The sequence below is a fragment of the Acidovorax sp. genome (assembly GCF_021287135.1).
In the GTDB taxonomy this organism is placed as follows: domain Bacteria; phylum Pseudomonadota; class Gammaproteobacteria; order Burkholderiales; family Burkholderiaceae_C; genus Acidovorax.
The window spans coordinates 1-18,451 of the sequence record NZ_JAJTBB010000032.1; the positions used below are offsets into that span (position 1 = coordinate 1).

The 18,451-nt window shown below is 65.5% G+C and carries 18 protein-coding genes; 4 read left to right on the forward strand and 14 right to left on the reverse strand.

Annotated features, from left to right (window positions below; translation table 11 throughout):
• Both LWW96_RS08720 and LWW96_RS08725 read right to left on the reverse strand, forming a co-directional pair.
• A partial coding sequence (locus tag LWW96_RS08720; protein WP_291486015.1) for a hypothetical protein occupies positions 1 to 996 on the reverse strand: 996 nt, incomplete at its 3' end.
• Positions 997 to 1,231: 235 nt separating this feature from the next.
• Entirely contained in the window at positions 1,232 to 1,612 is a 381-nt protein-coding gene (locus LWW96_RS08725; RefSeq protein WP_291486017.1) for a hypothetical protein, read from the reverse strand.
• 532 nt (positions 1,613 to 2,144) lie between these two features.
• Here LWW96_RS08725 and LWW96_RS08730 point away from each other — a divergent pair.
• From LWW96_RS08730 to LWW96_RS08740, 3 genes are all read left to right on the forward strand, one after another.
• The gene (locus LWW96_RS08730) at positions 2,145 to 2,999 is read left to right on the forward strand and encodes a thymidylate synthase (RefSeq protein ID WP_291486019.1); all 855 of its coding nucleotides are present in this window, start codon (positions 2,145 to 2,147) and stop codon (positions 2,997 to 2,999) included.
• Positions 3,000 to 3,115: 116 nt separating this feature from the next.
• The gene (locus tag LWW96_RS08735; protein ID WP_291486021.1) at positions 3,116 to 3,733 is read left to right on the forward strand and encodes a DUF4337 domain-containing protein; all 618 of its coding nucleotides are present in this window, start codon (positions 3,116 to 3,118) and stop codon (positions 3,731 to 3,733) included.
• Positions 3,734 to 3,762: 29 nt separating this feature from the next.
• Positions 3,763 to 4,254, forward strand: coding sequence for a dihydrofolate reductase (locus LWW96_RS08740; protein WP_291486023.1), 492 nt, complete (start codon positions 3,763 to 3,765; stop codon positions 4,252 to 4,254).
• A 157-nt stretch (positions 4,255 to 4,411) separates the two neighbouring features.
• Here the strand turns inward: LWW96_RS08740 and LWW96_RS08745 are convergent, their stop codons facing one another.
• Positions 4,412 to 4,867 (reverse strand): hypothetical protein, encoded by a 456-nt coding sequence (locus LWW96_RS08745; protein WP_291486025.1) that lies wholly within the window; start codon positions 4,865 to 4,867, stop codon positions 4,412 to 4,414.
• 300 nt (positions 4,868 to 5,167) lie between these two features.
• Here LWW96_RS08745 and xth point away from each other — a divergent pair, with 300 nt between their 5' ends.
• Complete coding sequence (gene xth, locus LWW96_RS08750; protein ID WP_291486026.1) at positions 5,168 to 5,944, forward strand: exodeoxyribonuclease III; 777 nt, start codon at positions 5,168 to 5,170, stop codon at positions 5,942 to 5,944.
• Between the two features lie 191 nt (positions 5,945 to 6,135).
• On the opposite strand, the gene LWW96_RS08755 is transcribed toward xth, so the two are convergent.
• From LWW96_RS08755 to LWW96_RS08805, 11 genes are all read right to left on the reverse strand, one after another.
• On the reverse strand, positions 6,136 to 7,068 hold the full coding sequence (locus tag LWW96_RS08755) for a PA2169 family four-helix-bundle protein (RefSeq protein ID WP_291486028.1): 933 nt from the start codon (positions 7,066 to 7,068) through the stop codon (positions 6,136 to 6,138).
• Between the two features lie 227 nt (positions 7,069 to 7,295).
• On the reverse strand, positions 7,296 to 8,987 hold the full coding sequence (gene ntrC, locus LWW96_RS08760) for a nitrogen regulation protein NR(I) (protein WP_291486029.1): 1,692 nt from the start codon (positions 8,985 to 8,987) through the stop codon (positions 7,296 to 7,298).
• Positions 8,988 to 9,026: 39 nt separating this feature from the next.
• On the reverse strand, positions 9,027 to 10,049 hold the full coding sequence (gene glnL / locus LWW96_RS08765; RefSeq protein ID WP_291486046.1) for a nitrogen regulation protein NR(II): 1,023 nt from the start codon (positions 10,047 to 10,049) through the stop codon (positions 9,027 to 9,029).
• Positions 10,050 to 10,273: 224 nt separating this feature from the next.
• Positions 10,274 to 10,792: a hypothetical protein gene (locus tag LWW96_RS08770; RefSeq protein ID WP_291486030.1), complete on the reverse strand. Its 519-nt coding sequence runs from the start codon at positions 10,790 to 10,792 to the stop codon at positions 10,274 to 10,276.
• Between the two features lie 222 nt (positions 10,793 to 11,014).
• On the reverse strand, positions 11,015 to 12,430 hold the full coding sequence (gene glnA / locus LWW96_RS08775; protein ID WP_291486031.1) for a type I glutamate--ammonia ligase: 1,416 nt from the start codon (positions 12,428 to 12,430) through the stop codon (positions 11,015 to 11,017).
• Between the two features lie 174 nt (positions 12,431 to 12,604).
• The gene (locus LWW96_RS08780; RefSeq protein ID WP_291486034.1) at positions 12,605 to 13,429 is read right to left on the reverse strand and encodes a molybdopterin-binding protein; all 825 of its coding nucleotides are present in this window, start codon (positions 13,427 to 13,429) and stop codon (positions 12,605 to 12,607) included.
• The gene (locus LWW96_RS08785; protein ID WP_291486036.1) at positions 13,426 to 14,370 is read right to left on the reverse strand and encodes an EI24 domain-containing protein; all 945 of its coding nucleotides are present in this window, start codon (positions 14,368 to 14,370) and stop codon (positions 13,426 to 13,428) included. The genes LWW96_RS08780 and LWW96_RS08785 overlap by 4 nt, the downstream gene beginning before the upstream one ends.
• 45 nt (positions 14,371 to 14,415) lie before the next feature.
• Complete coding sequence (locus LWW96_RS08790; protein ID WP_291486038.1) at positions 14,416 to 15,420, reverse strand: sterol desaturase family protein; 1,005 nt, start codon at positions 15,418 to 15,420, stop codon at positions 14,416 to 14,418.
• Positions 15,421 to 15,507: 87 nt separating this feature from the next.
• Positions 15,508 to 16,365, reverse strand: coding sequence for a polysaccharide deacetylase family protein (locus tag LWW96_RS08795; protein ID WP_291486040.1), 858 nt, complete (start codon positions 16,363 to 16,365; stop codon positions 15,508 to 15,510).
• Positions 16,338 to 17,324, reverse strand: a complete 987-nt coding sequence (locus LWW96_RS08800) for a beta-propeller fold lactonase family protein (protein WP_291486042.1) — start codon at positions 17,322 to 17,324, stop codon at positions 16,338 to 16,340. Before LWW96_RS08800 ends, LWW96_RS08795 begins: the two co-directional genes overlap by 28 nt.
• Before the next feature lie 161 nt (positions 17,325 to 17,485).
• Positions 17,486 to 18,238: a 16S rRNA pseudouridine(516) synthase gene (locus LWW96_RS08805; protein WP_291486044.1), complete on the reverse strand. Its 753-nt coding sequence runs from the start codon at positions 18,236 to 18,238 to the stop codon at positions 17,486 to 17,488.
• Between the last annotated feature and the right edge of the window lie 213 nt (positions 18,239 to 18,451).

Below are 18,451 nucleotides of genomic sequence, written 5' to 3' on the forward strand. Positions count from 1 at the left end.
GTCGTACTGCCACAGGGCCGGGTCCAGTGCGGGCAGCCCGGCCAGCGTGGGCGAGATGGTGGTGGTGCCTGCTTGCTGCACCACGGTGCCGCTGCCGGCCAGGGGCAGGTTGAAGCTGATGCTGCTGGTGTGGTTGAAGCGAAGCTGCGAGGTGGCGTCCGCCAGGCTGATCTGCGAGGCTTCGATGGTGCCGGGGGCCGTGGCCGTGGCGGTTTCGGAGCCGTAGACCACGCTGCCCGCGCCTGTCACGTTGATGGGGCCCATACCGCCCACGGTGGTGTTGGTGGTATAGCCGTACATACTGCCACCCACGGGGGCTTGCGCCAGCAAACGACTCACGCCCACCTTGACGGTGGCGGCATCGGCCGTGACCAGAGTGCCCCCCGAGCCTATTTGAATCCGGCCAATGTGGTGCTCCTGCACCAACTGTGCAGGCGTGGGGTTGAAATTGTTGGTCGTCTTGCCCGACACCAGCAATTGGGCACTGCTGCCCGTGGCCCGAACCAGCCCGGTGGAAGCGCCGTCCGCGCTGATCTGCAGCGGGGCGGGCGCCAAGGGATAGCTCGAAGGGCTGGAGACTTGGCAAGCGCCCGGCGAGCTGGCGTAGGTCATGCCATTGGTGATGAGGGACTTTCCGGCGGCCAGCACATTGAGCGCGCCATTGCCCCCCGTGCTCCCGACAGATAGTCCACCGTAGAAATCCGCCTGGTTGGTGTAGCTGCCAGTCGTCGGCTGGACCGTGATCACGCCCGTGCCCGCCGCCTTGCCGATGAAATTGAAAGGCAGAACGGTCCCGCCGCCCGACGTGTTCTTGTAAATCGGGTCGCCGGAAGCCAGCTTGCCGCTGCCCAGCACGTTGACGGACCCCGTACTTCCCGCGCCCTCGCCCACGGCAAAGTACTTGATGGAAGTCGACCCGATATTGCCTTCGGAAGTGACCAGCTCCAGCCCTGCACCATTGATGTTGAGTTGCCCGCTGCCTCCTGCTTGCCCCACGTAGGTGTTTTGAAAAAAAGCGCCGACTGCAGCACTGTTGGGCGAGTTAAACCCCTGCTCTTCCACCTTTTTTCCGGCACCCAGCAGGTTGACCTGTCCGGTACTACCAGCGCCCAGTCCGACGCCCAAGGAGTCCATACCGAGCCGGTAGGTATCGAGGACTGAGGTTACAGGTGCACTCACATCAATGTTGACGGTACCCACCCCTCCGCCATCTCCCACACGGAAAGTGGGATCAAGAGCCGCCAGGGGGGGGCATGCTGGTGTCATCCGGCGCACTCGCATTCATGCCGCCGTTGTTGGGCCCGCCCGTAATGTTGAGAGTCCCGGCGTTACCGCTGCCATAACCTACGTACAGGCCGTTGGTATAAAACGACGAGTTGGTGCTGCCTACATTCCACCATGCAGCCGGCGATGACGAATTGACAATATTCGCCGCCCCGGAAGTGAATACCGCCCCGGTCGACCAAGAAGCCCCAGCCGTCACGTCTCCAGGCCCTTGCCAAACATTCGGCGCGGCCCAGGCGCCTCCGGCGGACATCACGGAGAACGCTCCCGCCAGCGCACCTTGCAGCAGGGTGAGCGTATGCCGGGAAACAGGAGTCTTTTTTTTCATGGGTGCACCCAGTGGTTTCAATACCAAGCCAGACAGTCCTCAAGCTTGCCTCGGCGTACCGCCTACTGGACGGTGCGGCCGAAGAAAGGCCCTTATAGGAAACATTTCTGCAATTCCAGCACGCACTTTCAAAATGCTGCACCGCAGCATTGTCAAATATCGTCAAATACCCCAGAAAATCAGTCGCATAGTCATTAAAAAATGTCACCAGCCTCAAAAAGAACAGCATCACTGAATATCCATCCATCAGTTGACGGACTGCTGAACATTCATCCCAGCGATAAAAATTGATTTGCATCAGTAATTAATAGTCTAGAGCGCCGCGTTGGCGCGACCCTCAGCAACTCGCCCCTTCCCCAGACAACCCCCCGTCAGTGCTTGATGGATAGGCCTGGATGCAAATTCCGCCCGCAGCCCGGCAGGCGCCTCCGCGCGCATAAAATCGCGCGGTGCTGCAAGCGCCGCCCTGGCAGCGCAACCCGCCCCATCACGCCCCGTCCGCGCGGCCCCTTCCGCATCCGCTCTGCACGCCATGAACCACGCCCCAGCCGCCCCCGCCAGCCGCCCCGTGCGCTCCCAGTACGAAGACTTCATGCGCCATGTGTTCACCCACGGCGTGCACAAGTCGGACCGCACGGGCACGGGCACGACCAGCGTGTTCGGCCACCAGATGCGGTTTGACCTGAAGGAGGGTTTTCCGCTGGTCACGACCAAGAAGGTGCACCTCAAATCCATCATCCAGGAGCTGCTGTGGTTCCTGACGGGATCGAGCAACAACAACTGGCTCAAAGAGCGTGGTGTGACCATCTGGGACGAGTGGGCACGCGAGGACGGTGACCTGGGTCCCGTGTACGGCGTGCAGTGGCGCAGCTGGCCCACGCCGGACGGCGGGCACATCGACCAGATCAGCGACGTCATCAAGACGCTGAAAACCAACCCCGACTCGCGCCGCATCATCGTGAGCGCGTGGAATGTGGCCGAGCTGCACAAGATGGCGCTCATGCCCTGCCACGCGTTCTTCCAGTTCTACGTGGCGCCGGCGCAAGTGCCCGGCGGGCGCGGCACGCTGAGCTGCCAGCTGTACCAGCGCAGCGCCGACATCTTCCTGGGCGTGCCCTTCAACATCGCCAGCTATGCGCTGCTCACCCACATGGTGGCCCAGCAATGCGACCTGGACGTGGGCGACTTCATCTGGACGGGCGGCGACTGCCACATCTACAGCAACCACCACGAACAGGTGCAAACCCAGCTGGCGCGTACGCCCTACCCCTACCCCGTGCTGAACATCAAGCGCAAGCCCGACAGCATCTTCGACTACGAGTACGAGGATTTTGAGGTGGTGGACTACCAGTGCCACCCGGCCATCAAGGCCCCGGTGGCGGTTTGATCCCCCCACGACAGCGGCCCCACGGCAGCCCGCCCCTGGGGCCGAACCCTGCCGGCACGGCCCCGGGCAGTGCGCGCCTTTTTCAATAAACCCTCCAACGCTTTTTCCACACTCCCATGTCTTCCGGCGGATTCCACGTACACGGCCCCCACGACCACGCGGTCGAGCACGCCACCCATGGCCACCATGACGCAGCGCCCCACGGCGGCGACACCGGCGGCCACCACGCCTCTTCGACCAACAAGATCGCCATGTTCACGGCCATCGTCGCCACGGTGGGCGCCATCTTTGCCTACCTGGGCGGCGCCACGCAGGCCAACGCGGGCCTGATGAAAAACGATGCGGCCATCAAGAAGACCGAGGCCTCCAACCAGTGGAATTACTTCCAGTCCAAGAGCACCAAGCAAAGCTTGGCCGAGCTGGCGCGCGACCTGACCCCGGCCGAAACGGAAAAAGCCAAGTACCAGGCCAAGATTGACCGGTACGAGAAGGAAAAGAACGACATCAAGACCGCGGCGGAAAAGCTGGAAGCCGAGGCGCACGCCTTTGACCAGCAGAGCGAAGCGCAGATGCACCAGCACCACCGCTGGGCCCAGGCCACCACCGCGCTGCAGGTGGCCATTGCCCTGGCCGCCATTGCACTGCTGACCAAGAAAAAGTGGCTGGAATGGGGCATGTACGGCGTCGCGGCCGTGGGCCTGGGCGTGGGTGCTTTGGCCGCCTTGCACATCTAAACCTCCGCCTACACGCACGAAAGACCGCCATGCCGCTGCACCTCATCTACGCCCGCGCCGCCAACGGCGTGATCGGCCGCGACAACAAGATCCCCTGGCGCCTGCCGGAGGACCTGGCGCACTTCAAGCAGCTCACGCTCGGCTGCCCCGTGGTGATGGGCCGCAAGACCTGGGATTCGCTTCCCCCGCGCTTTCGGCCGCTGCCCGGGCGCACCAACATCGTGGTGACGCGCCAGCCCGGCTGGGAAGCCGCGGGCGCCCAACGCGCCGCCAGCCTGCAGGACGCGCTGGCACAGTGCAGTGCCGCAGGCCAGACGGTGTGGGTGATCGGCGGCGCACAGATCTACGCCGAAGCCCTGCCCCTGGCGGACCGGGTGGAAGCCACGGAACTGGCGCAGGATTTCGAGGGCGACGCCTACGCCCCCACGCTCGGCCCCGAATGGACGGAAGCCGCGCGCACCCACCACGTCAGCAACAACGGGCTGCCCTTCAGCTTTGCAACCTACGTGCGCGCCAGCTGACTGCCGCACTTGGGCGGCGTCTGCCCGGCGCTCACTATTTGATAGCTGCTTGCGCTGATTCCACGGCGGCTCCACCCATCAAAGGCTTGCGCCTGCCGAGCCGTACACGCCAGCGCCCAACCCAGTGGCCCGAGCTCCGGCTGCTGCCCGCGCGGGTTCAGCGCTTGATCTGGTAGACGGGGCCGCCGCCCGGTGCGCCCGGCGCGGCCGGCGCCGCAGGGGCGGGTGTGACGGGAGTGCTCGGCATGCCGGGCGCCACTGGCTGCGCGCCGGGCGGCGAGGGAACGGGAACGGCACTCGACCCGCCCACCACTGGTTGCCGCGGAGCCAGGGCGCGATCAGCGCCCACGCCCGGCGTGGGTGCGCCGGTTTCCGACGGCCTCACGGTGGCAGCCGGCGGTGCTACGGGCGGGGCGGCGTGGGTCTCTGCAGGGGTCTGGGCCGGCGGCGCAGCCGGCGTCTGCGAGGGCGTTGCCGAGTCGTCCGGCGAGGTCGTCTGGGGCGGCGGAACGCCCGGTGCCGCCTGCGGCAGCGAGTTCACGCCCTGCGCCGCAACGGTCGTGGCAACCGTCAGCGCTGCTGCGGCGATCAAAGGAACGGTGGTCTTGCGCATCTGGGTCTCCTTGCGATGCCCCCACTCTCGCCCTGCTGCCGACGCCCGGTTGTCAGCGCTTTTCCCGCCGATCCGTCCGACCGGGCCGGCCCCTCTGCCCGACCGCTGCACGCACTTGTGCTGCTCGGTAAAAAGCTGGCCGAACACCTCGCTTCGCGTGGCACACACAATGGCGGGTAGCATCCCGGCGGCGCGCAATTTCTCACGGCCTGGAATCGGGTCCCCCCTTCTGGGTAGCTCAGCCCATATTCTCAGCAACGGGATCACCCACCCGTTGATTCACAAAAGGATTTTCATCAAATGCAAATTGCCACCTGGAACGTCAATTCCCTGTCCGTCCGCCTGCCCCAGGTGCTGGCCTGGCTGGCCGCCCACCCGGTGGACGCGCTGTGCCTGCAGGAGCTCAAGCTCACCGATGACAAGTTTCCCTTCGATGCGCTGAAAGAAGCGGGCTACGAGTCGGTGGCTTTTGGCCAGAAGACCTACAACGGTGTGGCCATCCTCAGCCGCCACCCGCTGAGCGACGTGGTGCGCAACATCCCGGGCCACGATGACGAGCAGGCCCGTGTGATTGCCGCCACGCTGGCCACGCCGTCGGGGCCGCTGCGGCTGGTGAACGGCTACTTCGTGAACGGTCAGGCGCCGGGCACGGACAAGTTTGCGTACAAGATGCTGTGGCTGACCGCCCTGCACCGCTGGTTGCGCGAGGAACTGCAGGCCCACCCGCGCCTGGCGCTGGTGGGCGACTTCAACGTGGCGCCGGAAGACCGGGACTCGTTCGATCCGGTGGGTCTGAAGGACACCATCCACCATACGGTGGAGGAACGGCAGCATTTCCAGGATCTGCTGGCCTTGGGGCTGACCGATGCGTTCCGCCTGTTCGAGCAGCCGGAGAAGACCTATTCCTGGTGGGACTACCGCATGCTGGGGTTTCAGAAGAACCGGGGCCTGCGCATCGACCATATCCTGGTGAGCGAAGCGCTCAGGCCGCTGGTCACGGCCTGCGTGGTAGACCGCGCGCCCCGCAAGAACCCGCAGCCCAGCGACCACGCCCCGGTGGTGGCCACGCTGGCCTGAGGAGCCAGGAAAGCGGGGTAGCCCCCCGCACTGCAGTGGGCTCCCGCAGCAAACAAAAAGAAAGCCACAGGCTGCGGAAGCAGCTGTGGCTTTCTTTCCAACGGCACAACGGAAGGACCGCCGTACAACGGCTAAGGTCCCGCGGGTGCGACTGGCCCGGCGCCCTGCGCCCTCACGAGACCGGCAGGCGATCAGGCACGAAAGCTGTCGCGCAGTGCGCGCACCTCGTCGTGGTTGCGCTGCGCGCCTTGTGCCTGGCGTTCCACCAGTGTGCGCACGTCGGCTGGCAGCCCGTTCTTCAGTGCCTTGCGGTAGCGCGCCACGGCCGCGTCTTCGCCGCGCTCACATTCCTGCAGCACAGCCTTGTCGTCGCGGATGGACAGGGCCGACTTCACGGACACCCAGCCGCGGTGCAGCGCCCCCGCCACCGTGCCGCCAGAGGCCGGCTCCCCGCCCAGGCGGCGGATCTCATGCTCCAGCTCCACCGCAGCAGCGGCGCACTCCTGCGCATGGCGCTGGAACACGCTCTTGAGCTGCGCGGAGTCGGCATGCTCGGCGCACGACATGAAGCCATATTCACCGTCGCGGGCTGACTCGATCAGGTCGTTGAGCACATCGACCACGTCGTCGGTATCCAGGACCTCCATGGGGCGGTCATCGCCCATGCGGGTCGACGCGCGCTCCCACGCGGCCCGGGTGGCGGGGCGGGCATCTGTCCAGGCCAGGCCGTCCGAATGGCGGGCGCGCCAGTCGTCGGCCAAGCGGGGTTCCACCGCGTCGAAGTCGCCTTCGTAGCGGCCCACGGACGACCAGCCCAGTTCATAAGCGGGGCGGTATTGGTCGTAGGTGCGGCCCCCTACGTAGTAGGGCTCGCGCTGGTAGCTTTCGCGCCAGTAGGCGTCTTCTTCGGTGGGGTTGACGGCTTCGGCCGCAGCCTTGCCGGCCAGGCCGCCGGCCACGGCACCGGCCACGCCGCCCACCGCTGCGCCGACGGGGCCGCCCAAGGCCCCCGCCGCGGCACCGGCAGCCGCGCCGCCCACTGCGGCCCCCACCCCGGTTCCGACAGGATGGGCGCCCGGTTCATTGGTCAAAGGGTCGCGGTTGGCATCGTTGAAATCCGACATAGAAGCTCTCCGGTTGGTTGACAGTGCCTTCATTGTTGAAGTCACCTACGGAGGGTCGGGTCGGCCCATGGAGGGCCTGGATGTAGGACGCCACCCAGCGCCGCAGTGGCGGAACACCGCAGCGCCGGGGCCTGGGTCGCAGAGGCGGCACCCTGTGGTGTCGCCCTTCTATTTGCTACAAATAATATAGCTGCTTGCGCTTACTACATAAGCGCTAGAGCCACTTTTCATGCCTCATCCGGCGCATCCAGGCCCAGTTCCTGGATCTTGCGGGTGATGGTGTTGCGGCCAATGCCCAGCCGCTGCGCTGCCTCCATGCGCCGGCCATGCGTGGCCGACAGTGCCGTGCGGATGAGTCGCGATTCGAAGCGGCGCGTCAGCGCATCCCACACTTCGGGCTGGCCGCCCGCAAGCAGCTTCTGGGCCTCCGTTTCCAGCGCCTGTTCCCAGGTGTGGCCGGAGGCCGGGCTGCTCTGCGCAGAGGTCTCGGCAACGCCGACCGGCACGCCGCCGCCCCACGCCGCCGAGGCGGCCGGCGCAACCGCAGACGGCACAGGTGCTGCGGTAGCGCTGCCGACCGGCAAGGCCGCCGCGGAGTGCTGCGCTGCGGCCTGCGCCGCGCTGGGCAGTTCTGGCGACGGCACGGCCGGCGTCGGGTTCGGTCCGCCCAGCGTCACCGCCCCCGCCACGGCCGATGTGCCCGATGGTTCGCCGCCCGCGCGCTGCGGCGGCTGGTAGAGGGGCGCCTCCAGCACTTCGGGCGGCAGGTCCTGCAGGGAAATCACCTGGGCCGGCGCCATTACCGTGAGCCAGTGGCAAATGTTCTCCAGCTGCCGCACGTTGCCGGGAAAGGCAAACTGTTCCAGCCGCGCCAGCGCGGCGTCGGAAATGCGCTTGGGCTCCACGCCCAGCTGCCGTGCGCTCTGCTGCAGGAAATGGCGGGTGAGCACGGGCACGTCCTCGTGCCGCTCGCGCAGCGCGGGCAGGCGCAGGCGGATCACGTTGAGGCGGTGGAACAAGTCCTCGCGGAAGCCCCCTTCCTTGACGCGCTTTTCCAGGTCCTGGTGGGTGGCAGCAATCACGCGCACATGGGCCTTCACGGCCGCATGGCCGCCCACGCGGTAGAACTGCCCGTCCGACAGCACGCGCAGCAGGCGGGTCTGCAGGTCAAAAGGCATGTCGCCGATTTCGTCCAGGAACAAGGTGCCGCCCTCGGCCTGCTCGAAGCGCCCGCGCCGCTGCGTCTGCGCCCCGGTGAAAGCGCCGCGCTCGTGGCCGAAAAGTTCAGACTCCAGCAAATCCTTGGGAATGGCCGCCGTGTTGATGGCCACGAAGGGGCCGTCCGACACGGGCGAATGCTTGTGCAGCGCGCGCGCCACCAGCTCCTTGCCCGAACCGGATTCGCCGGTAATCAGCACCGTGACCTGGCTTTGGCTCAGCCGGCCAATGGCGCGGAACACGTCCTGCATGGCGGGCGCCTGGCCCAGCATCTCGGGGGCTTCGGTCTGGCGCTCCTCCGTGACCTCTTCGCGCTGGCTTTCCTCCACGGCGCGCCGGATCAGCTCCACCGCCTTGGGCAGGTCGAACGGCTTGGGCAGGTATTCGAATGCGCCCCGCTGAAAGGCGGAGACGGCACTGTCCAGGTCGGAGTAGGCCGTCATGATGATCACCGGAAGGCCAGGCTGCAGCTCCCGCACTTTTTCCAGCAGCTGCAGGCCCGAGCCCCCCGGCATGCGGATGTCGCTCACCAGCACCTGCGGCCCCTGCCGCGCGGGGTCGCCGGGCGTTACGTCGGCCAGCGCATCCAGCACCTCCCGCGGGTGCGTGAAGCTGCGCGTGGGCAAGTTCTCGCGCGCCAGCGCCTTCTCCAGCACGAAGCGGATCGAGGGGTCGTCATCCACTATCCAGATCGGCTTCATATGTTTTTCTTACCTTCCCTGTGTTGCGTGTCTGGGACCTCAGGGCAAGGGGATCAGGATGCGGAAGTCGGTGCGACCCGGCACGCTGTCGCATTCGATCAATCCATGGTGCCGCTGCACAAAGGTTTGTGCCAGCGTCAGCCCCAGTCCTGACCCGCCGTCCCGACCCGACACCAGCGGGTAGAAAATCCGCTCCTTGATCGCGTCGGGCACGCCCGGTCCGTTGTCGATGACATGCAATTCCAGTGCCAAGCGATAGCGTTGGCGACCAAAGGTTACTTGCCGGGCCACGCGCGTGCGCAGCGTGATGACAGCGTCTCCAGCCTGGATGCGCTCGGCCAGCGCCTGGGCGGCGTTCTGGACGATGTTGAGCACCGCCTGGATGAGCTGCGCGCGGTCCCCCCGGAATTCGGGGATGGAGGTGTCGTAGTCGCGCAGGACCTTGAGCCCGTGCGGGTGCTCCACCAGCACCAGGGAGCGCACCCGCTCGCACACTTCGTGGATGTTGACGTCGCCCACCAGGTGGGGGTGGCGGTGCGGCGCGAGCAGCCGGTCCACCAGGCTCTGCAGCCGGTCCGCCTCGTGGATGATGACCTGCGTGTACTCGGTGAGCTCGCGGTTCTCCAGCTCCATCTCCAGCAGTTGCGCGGCACCGCGGATGCCGCCCAGCGGGTTCTTGATTTCATGGGCCAGGTTGCGGATCAGCTCCTTGTTGGCCTGCGCCTGGTCCAGGATGCGTTCCTCGCGGTCCTGCCGCGCCTGCTGCTCCAGCGGCCACAGTTCGACCAGGATTTCCCCGGCCTGCTCGGCATCGGCCACGCTCACGTGCACGGGCACGGGGTCCTGATGCTGGCGCTTGAGGCTGGCTTCGTAGCGCAAGGCCGCAAAGTCCTTGCCCCGCGCACCGGCCAGCGCGGTCTGCAACAAGGCGGGGTCGGTGAAGAACGTGGAGAAATCCACCCCTTCCAGCGTGCGGCGCGACAGGCCCAGCGCGTTTTCCAACGCTGCATTGGCAAATTGCACGGCGCCGTCGGCGCGCAGCACGGCCACAAGGGTCGACATGAGATCCAGCGAATGGAAGCGCTCCATGTCGGGCGAAGAAGGGTCGGGAAGGGGCGGCAAGGAGTTCACGGCAATCTATCCAGCAAGGAATGGACCCGCTTGCCTGACCTGCCGCCGCTCACGCGGCGAGGTGCGCGCTGGCCCGGCCGGAGCAGGCAGGCCGCCGGTCACTGAGGGCGCACCGAGCTGCCAAGGTCATTGCAGCGCAGTACGACATCCGGGCTTTACGGTGCGGGCAGGCGGGCGATTTCACGCTTGATGCCGGCGATGTCGCTCTCGCTGCGCGCCACGCTGGCCTTGAGTTCCGCCGTCCGCTCGATGTAGCGCTGGGGGTTGCGCAGGTCCAGCGCATTGCGCTCGGGGGCGCCGTTGTTGTATTCCTTGAGGAGTTCCGCGTGGCGCGCCTCGGCCTTGCGCAGCTCGCCCTCCAGGATCGCGCGCGCATCGGAGTCGCGGGCTTTCTGGTCGTTGGAGGTTACCCGCGGCGCCGAAGGCGGCGATGCCGGGGTCGCGCTGCCGCCGCCGCTGCTGGCCGGCGCAGACGCGGCGCCCTGGCCCTGCGGGCGGGTGCCCTGCACCACGGTCACGTTGCCGCCCTCCATCAGCTTGCAGCCACGCTCCTTGGCCAGCTGGGCGTTGTTGGTGTATTCGTTGCCGCAGCGGTAGATGCGGTCTTGCGCCCCTGCGGCAGAGGCTGCCAGTGCGGCCAGGAACCACAGGGAGACGGAGAGCGATTTCTTCATTCAAATGTCCTCGCACTGCAACTGCATGCAGGGAAACGGGGAGTATCCCCCAATCCCCACGCGGCGCCAATCCAACACCAGCGGGCATTGGGTGGACTTTGTGCAAGGACACAACGCTCCAGGCCCGGTTCCTGCGCACCGCGCGCAAGCCCCGGCAGGCCATGAAAAAAGGCGGCACAAGGCCGCCTTTGGAGGGTGTGAGGACCGACGAAGGTCAGGCCATCACAGCGAGTAGTACATGTCGAACTCGACCGGGTGGGGAGCCATGCGGAAGCGCGTGACTTCGCCCATCTTGAGCTCGATGTAGGCGTCCAGCATGGAGTCGGAGAACACGCCGCCCTTGGTCAGGAAGCCACGGTCCTTGTCGAGGTACTCCAGGGCCTGGTCCAGGCTGTGGCACACGGTGGGCACCAGCTTGTCTTCTTCGGGCGGCAGGTGGTACAGGTCCTTCGTGGCGGCTTCGCCGGGATGGATCTTGTTTTCCACGCCGTCCAGGCCCGCCATCATCAGTGCCGAGAAGCACAGGTACGGGTTGGCCGAGGGATCGGGGAAGCGTGCCTCGATGCGGCGACCCTTGGGGTTGGCCACATAGGGGATGCGGATCGAAGCGGAACGGTTGCGGGCCGAGTAGGCCAGCTTCACAGGAGCTTCGAAGCCGGGGACCAGGCGCTTGTAGCTGTTGGTACCGGGGTTGGTGATGGCGTTCAGGGCACGGGCGTGCTTGATGATGCCGCCGATGTAGTACAGCGCGAAGTCCGACAGGCCGGCATAGCCGTCGCCAGCGAACAGGTTCTTGCCGTCCTTCCAGATGGACTGGTGCACGTGCATGCCCGAGCCGTTGTCGCCAGCGTAGGGCTTGGGCATGAAGGTGGCGGTCTTGCCGTAGGCGTTGGCCACGTTCCACACGACGTACTTCAGGACCTGGGTCCAGTCGGCACGCTCCACCAGGGTGGAGAACTTGGTGCCGATTTCGTTCTGGCCAGCGCCCGCCACTTCGTGGTGGAACACTTCGACCGGGATGCCCAGGGATTCGAGGATCAGGACCATCTCGGCGCGCATGTCTTGCGTGCTGTCGACCGGGGGCACGGGGAAGTAGCCGCCCTTGGTGGTGGGACGGTGGCCGCGGTTGCCGCCTTCGAGCTTGGCGCCCGAGTTCCAGGGAGCTTCGTATTCTTCGATCTCGCTGAACACGCGGCCGGGCTCATTGCTCCAGCGCACGCCGTCGAAGATGAAGAATTCGGGCTCCGGACCGAAGTAGGCCGTGTCGCCCAGGCCCGATGCCTTCAGGTAGGCTTCAGCGCGCTTGGCGATGGAGCGGGGATCGCGGTCATAGGCTTTGCCGTCGCCCGGCTCGATCACATCGCACTGCAGGAACAGCGTGGTTTCTTCAAAGAAGGGGTCGATGTTGGCCGTGCTGGGGTCGGGCATGAGTTGCATGTCCGACGCTTCAATGCCCTTCCAGCCGGCCACGGAAGAGCCGTCGAATGCGTGGCCGGACGTGAACTTGTCTTCATCGAAGTGCGACACAGGCACGGTCACGTGCTGTTCCTTGCCACGGGTATCGGTAAAACGGAAGTCAACGAACTTGACTTCGTTTTCCTTCACCATCTTCATCACGTCTGCAACGGTCTTGGCCATCAGGTTCTCCTGGATAAAGCGCTTGTTGAAAAAAGAGATTTGTCGAAATAAAAGCAGGTTGCGTGCCAGCCGGGTGCAGCCGCCGCACTAGGAAGGAGCACCGCAAGCCGGCTGCCAGCGGTACACCCACCAGCACGCACCACAACAGTGCACCTTAATGGCGCGTACCATGCATCACAAGTTGCGCACCAATTCGGGGCCACAATCTGCACCAATTTCGTGCAGCGCTTGGTGCAGGTCCCACCAAGCGGCCGGAACGCTCTGTGCGGGCCCCTTGACGCCCAATTCGATATGCCGGCCGTATTGTGGATGATCTACGCTCGGCAAACTGAACACGCGGACGCCCGGATGCGTTTTTTCAATGCGCTCCATGAGAGGCGTCAAGGCCGCCTCCATCGCGCCGAAAACAATCACCGAGTGCTCGGTCTGCGGCGCACGGTTGAACGACGCGGCATAGTGCTGGTCCAGCACCCACTCGATCATGGGCCAGGCCATGACGGGGAAGCCCGGCACGAAATGGACCGCCCCACCGGCACGGCTGCCGTCGCAGCTGAAGCCCGGAATCTTGTTGTAGGGATTGGGGATGATGCGGGCCCCGGACGGAAACACCCCCATGTTGAGACGGTGCACGTTGTCGGCACGGTCGGGCTCGTACGCCACGCCCTGCTCCCGTGCCACATCCTGCATGCGTTCGCGGATCAGTGCTTCCGCGGCGGGGTGCAGGACCAGCTCCTGCCCCAGGGCCCGCGCGGCGCACTGCCGCGTGTGGTCGTCCGGCGTGGCACCGATGCCACCGCATGAGAAAACCACGTCGCCGGACGCGAACGCCCGCTGCAAGGTCGCGGTGATGCGGTCGGGATCGTCGCCCACATAGTCGGCATAGGCCAATGAAAGCCCCCGGGCCGACAACAGTTCAATCACCTTCGCTAGGTGCTTGTCGGCGCGCTTGCCCGAGAGGATTTCGTCGCCAACGATGATGAGGCCAAAGGTAGGGGTCATGCTGCGGGGTTTCCGTGGGGCGGGAGTGTTTCGGGACCGGGCAAAGCCGCCGCGCCGGTGGCAGGCTGCACCGGCTCCAGGGCCGCAGGTGCGGCATCCGGCGCGGGGGGCACCATCGGCGTCGCTGCAGGCGGCTGCGCCGCTGCGGTTTCTGCGCGCAGCTGGTCCAAGGCGGCCAGCCCGTAATGGATGAACCACAGCGACGAAAAGGCGAAGACCAGGGTGTAGATCCAGATTGCCAGCGGCACCAGCACAAAGAATGCCGCGGCAAACACCACCCCGGAGGCCCAGACGATGCTGGGGGCCGCGCCAAGATAGCCCGTCAGCACCCCGATGCCCAGCAGGCTTGCACGGTGGCGGCGCAGCAGCGTCTGCCGCTCTTCCTTGCTGGCATGCTCGGCCAGGGCATCAAACACCATCACACGGTAAGTCAGCCATCCCCAGATCAAGGGGGGCAGCACAAGGACCAGGGGCGGCACCAGCCACAAGGGCACCGACACCAGAAGCGCGATGAACGCGAGCACCGTGGAGCTGACCGACCAGGCCACGCTCGCGAGGAACGAGCCGCCTTTCTTGCGCTCCAGGTCCGGAAACCGCCGGTCGGCGACCAGTGCGACGAGGGCCGGCGTCATGAGGATGGCCACCGCCAGGAGCGACACCACCACCAGCAACGGCGCCGCCGCCAACACGACCATGAGCGGCGCCACCACGGCGGTCACATCACCCAGCCCCCACCCTTGCAGCCAGCTCCACAGACTGGTCAGCACCGAGGAGCTTTCGAGCAGCCCCCGCATGGCCTGAACGGCGGCATCCCAATAGAAGTAGCCCAGCCCCATCGCAAGCAAAGCCATCAGCACCAGCGGCACGATGGACAACGCAATGACGCGCGGCCGCAGGCAATAGGCGGCGGCACGCCAAAAAGAATCTAGCAGCAATCCCATGCCGGCAAGCATACCCGCCTCCTCGCCGGCCACCTGCACCGCCGGCTAGGCCTTGCCCACCAGCCGCAGCAGGCCGCGCCATTGTTGCGACCAGAAGCCCCGGCCATAGTCTCGCAAATGGCCGTCGGGCCCGGGCTCCACCTGGTCGCGCACGCCCGTCGCGTCGTAGCGCAACTCGAAATTGGCCGTGCCCATCAGCATGTCCCACCACGGCAGCAGCACGCCAAAGTTGTGTCCACCCAGAACGCTGCGGCGCCCGGGGGCGGCGTCGTCGGCCGGCTCCGGCGCGGCGCTCTCGTGGCCAATGCCGATGGCGTGGTGCAGCCGGTGGAAGCGCGGGCTGATCCACAAGCGCTCGCCCACGCGGCCAAACCACACGCGCAAGTTGGCATGCTGGAAACTCTCGCTCAGCTGCGTGATGGCCACGATGGCGATGAACTGCCCCGGCGCCACGCCGATGAACTGCGCCACCACCACTAGGATGATGTCGCGCAGCAGGTCGTCCAGCAGGTGGGTGCGGTTGTCGCTCCACATCGTCAGCTGGCGCTGGGCGTGGTGCAGGGAATGCAGGCGCCACCACCATTCGAAGTGGTGCTGCCCGCGGTGAATCCAGTAGTCGACAAAGTCGAACACCACAAGGTACAGCAGCAGGCTGACCCAGGGCAGATCCGTCACGCCCGGCCAGATGCCATCCAGCTGGAAGGTGGTGATGCCGGCCACCCGCATCGTGCCGAAGAGGGACTCCATCACCGGTTCAAGGGTCAGAAACAGGCCCAGGCGAAACAACCCCAGGCGGTGGATCAGCGTGTAGAGGATGTCGGTGCGCACCGTGGCGTGGTCGGTCACGGTCTCGACGGGCCGCCAGCGCTGCAAAGGGCCGATCACGGCCGCAATCACCACCAGCTGAAGCACGCCTACCAGCACCCAGCCTGCCGCCTTGTAGCCGCTTTCCAGCTGGCTGGCGAACCCCAGGGAGAACATCAGCGGCTGCACCTCGCTCTCGAAAAGCCACTGCTGCACCGAATCAAAACCGTTGACCAACCAATCCATAACCACTCGCTCCATCCGCTCCTGCGCAGCCACGTCCTTGGGCCAGGCCGGCATGCACTGTTCTCGTTTGCCCTCGCACCGGCTCCGTCAACGCATCAGCGAGGGGGCGTAGGCCGGGTGCTCCCGCAGCGTGCGAAAGCAGAATCCACGCTCCTTGAGTCCCACAATCAACGGTTCCAGCACGGCGGGGGCCCAAGGGTCCTTGCGGGACCAGATGCCCAGGTGCGCCAGCAAGATATCGCCGCTGCGCACATCCCGCAGGGCCTTTTGCAGAAGCTGGGCATTGCTCACTTTTTCGCTAGCCAACTCGTCGCCCAGGAAACCCGCCGGGGACCACCCCACATGCGCATAGCCGCACGCGCGCGCCGCCGCCACCAGTTGCGTGGAGGTCTTGCCGCCCGGTGCCCGGAACAACGGCAGCGCAGGCTTCCCCGTAAAGGCCTGCAACCGGGTCGCGGCACGCGCGATTTCCTCGCAGTACCCCGCGGCCGTCAGCACATACTCCTGCCCTGCACGCGGACCCGCCGATGGCCGGACCCGGAACGAGGGGTTCTTCGCATCCCCCAGGTCGGCACGCCAGTAGGTGTGGTCCCACGTGTGCGACGCAAACTCATGGCCTTCGGCCGCACGGGCCCGCCACCAGGGAGCCCAGTGCTCCCCCAGGCTGCCGTCGCCCTCCTGGGTGCGCTCGTGGGCCGCGAAGAAAGTTACCCGCACCTGCTGGCGCGCCAGCACCTCGGCGATGAGCGGAGCCACTCCCATGTGGCCCGTATCGAAGGTGAGGTACACGGGCTTGTTGCAATCTTTTGGGCCTCCAGCGCTTGCCAGACAAGCGGAAGAAGCTACAAATAAGATAGCAATCGGCAACGCCGTGACAAGCTGGCGACTGACCGAGCGCGGCACCAGACTCACCCCGGTCAGCGCGGGGCGTGCTGCAGAGTCCATACGCCATGGGGCGACTTGCCCACCGGGACCTGCCGTACCACCTTGCGCTCCTGCGTATCGACAACGGAGAGCTTGCGCGCCCAGCGCGAGCTGACGTAGATGAAGCGCCCGTCTGCAGACACGTCCATGCAGTCCGGGCCGCCAGGCACGGGATAGGACTCGACCACCTGTTGCGTGGCCATGTCAATCTTGCTGATGGTGTTGGCCACCCGGTTGCTCACGTAGAGGTGCTTGCCATCGCCCGCGCCGCGGAACGCATGGGCGCCCTCGCCCGTCTTGATCTTCTTGATGCTCACAGGTTCGCGTCCAGAGACGTCGAAGACCTCGACGCTGTCGCCACCCGTCAGGCCCACAAACAGCCGTTTGTCGTCTGAACTTCCATAGACGTCCGCCGGCATGGGCCCCGTTTTGGTCCGCCATTTGATCGCCTGCGTGGCAATGTCAATGGCCACCAGTTCATCACTGTCCTGCATGGTGGCGTACACCACCGTACTGCGGCTGTCGATCCACAAATGGCTGGGGGTTCGCCCGGTAGCCACCCGCTGCACCAGCGTCAGCTCCTTGCCGTCCCAGCGGTAGAAGTCCACGTGGTTCAGGCGGTTAGCAGCGGTGATGAACCACTTCATATCCGGGGAAAACCGCAGTTGGTAGGGATCCACAATGCCCCGAACCGTGCTCTGCACTTGGGCCGTGCGCGGGTCCAAAAAGGTGAGCGTGTCGCCCAGGGCGTTGGCAACGATCAGCGATTTCTCATCGGGCGTGAGGTAGAGGTGGTGCGGCTCCTTGCCCGTAGGGATGCGTGCGGTCTCTGTCCAGGTCGCAGGGTCAATGACACTGACATTGGCCTCGAGGGAATTGAGCACAAACAATGGCGTCGTCGCCGCGACAGCCCCCGAGCCCACAGAGAACCACGCAGCCCCGAGGGCAACACACGCACGTGCAATCGACAAAATCTTCACAGGAGCACTTTCAACAGGATCCGGGAGTTTAGCGGGCGGCTCCGGTGCGGCCAGCATGCCCACCCGCACAATTCTTGATCCAGAACATATTTCATGCACAAACCAGTTGACCAGAAGTAACGATCGGTGCAAGACAAGAAATCTGAGAGCCCGCACCTTCGTCAGGAGGCCGAGAGCAGATCCAGTTCCGCGGCCGTAAGCCACTGCCACTGTCCGGGTAGCAAGTGGGCGGGAAGTTCCAGCGCACCGATGCGGGACCGGTGCAGGCCTTCCACCCGATTGCCCACCGCAGCGAGCATGCGCTTGACCTGGTGGTATTTCCCCTCGGTCAACGTGAGCGCGAGACGGTGGCTGTCGCTTTGCTCGCAGGCCGCCGCCCGGACCGGCCGCGGATCGTCATCCAGCACCACGCCTTCAAGCAGTTGCGCGATCTGCCGCGCATCCAGCGGGTGCTTGGTCGTTACTTGGTACACCTTCGGGACATGCTTCTTGGGCGAACTCATCCGGTGAATGAACTGCCCGTCATCGCTGAGCAGCAACAACCCCGTGGTGTCCTGGTCCAGCCGGCCAATGGCCTGCACACCGAGCACTGCACTTTTGCTGGGACGTTGACGCAGGGGCGCCGGCAACAAGGTATAGATGCTGGGGTATGCCGAGGGCTTTTGCGAGCACTCCGTGCCGGCTGGTTTGTGCAGCATCAGGTAGGCCTTCGCATGGTAGGGCCAGTCCACCCCTTGGACCTGCAGCCGAAGGCCTTCGGGCTCCCACTCCGCCGTGGCGTCGGTACAAACTTGGTAAGAAGCAGTTGCCGACGACGAGGCGTCGAGCACAGCCACCCATCCTTGCTGAACCAGGCCGGCACACACCCGGCGGGTTCCAAATCCCTGGGAATACAAAATATCTTGAAGTTGCATGGCGGTACCGCAAGAAATGGACGGGAAGCCCGATCAGCAGGTCTTCCGTCGAGCAGGGGATAAATCCGCTGAAAAGCAAAACGCCCTTCTACTCGGGAAGAGCAGAAGGGCGGTTTGGGGCTGTAAGAGCCTGACGATGACCTACTTTCACACGGGAACCCGCACTATCATCGGCGCAAAGTCGTTTCACTGTCCTGTTCGGGATGGGAAGGA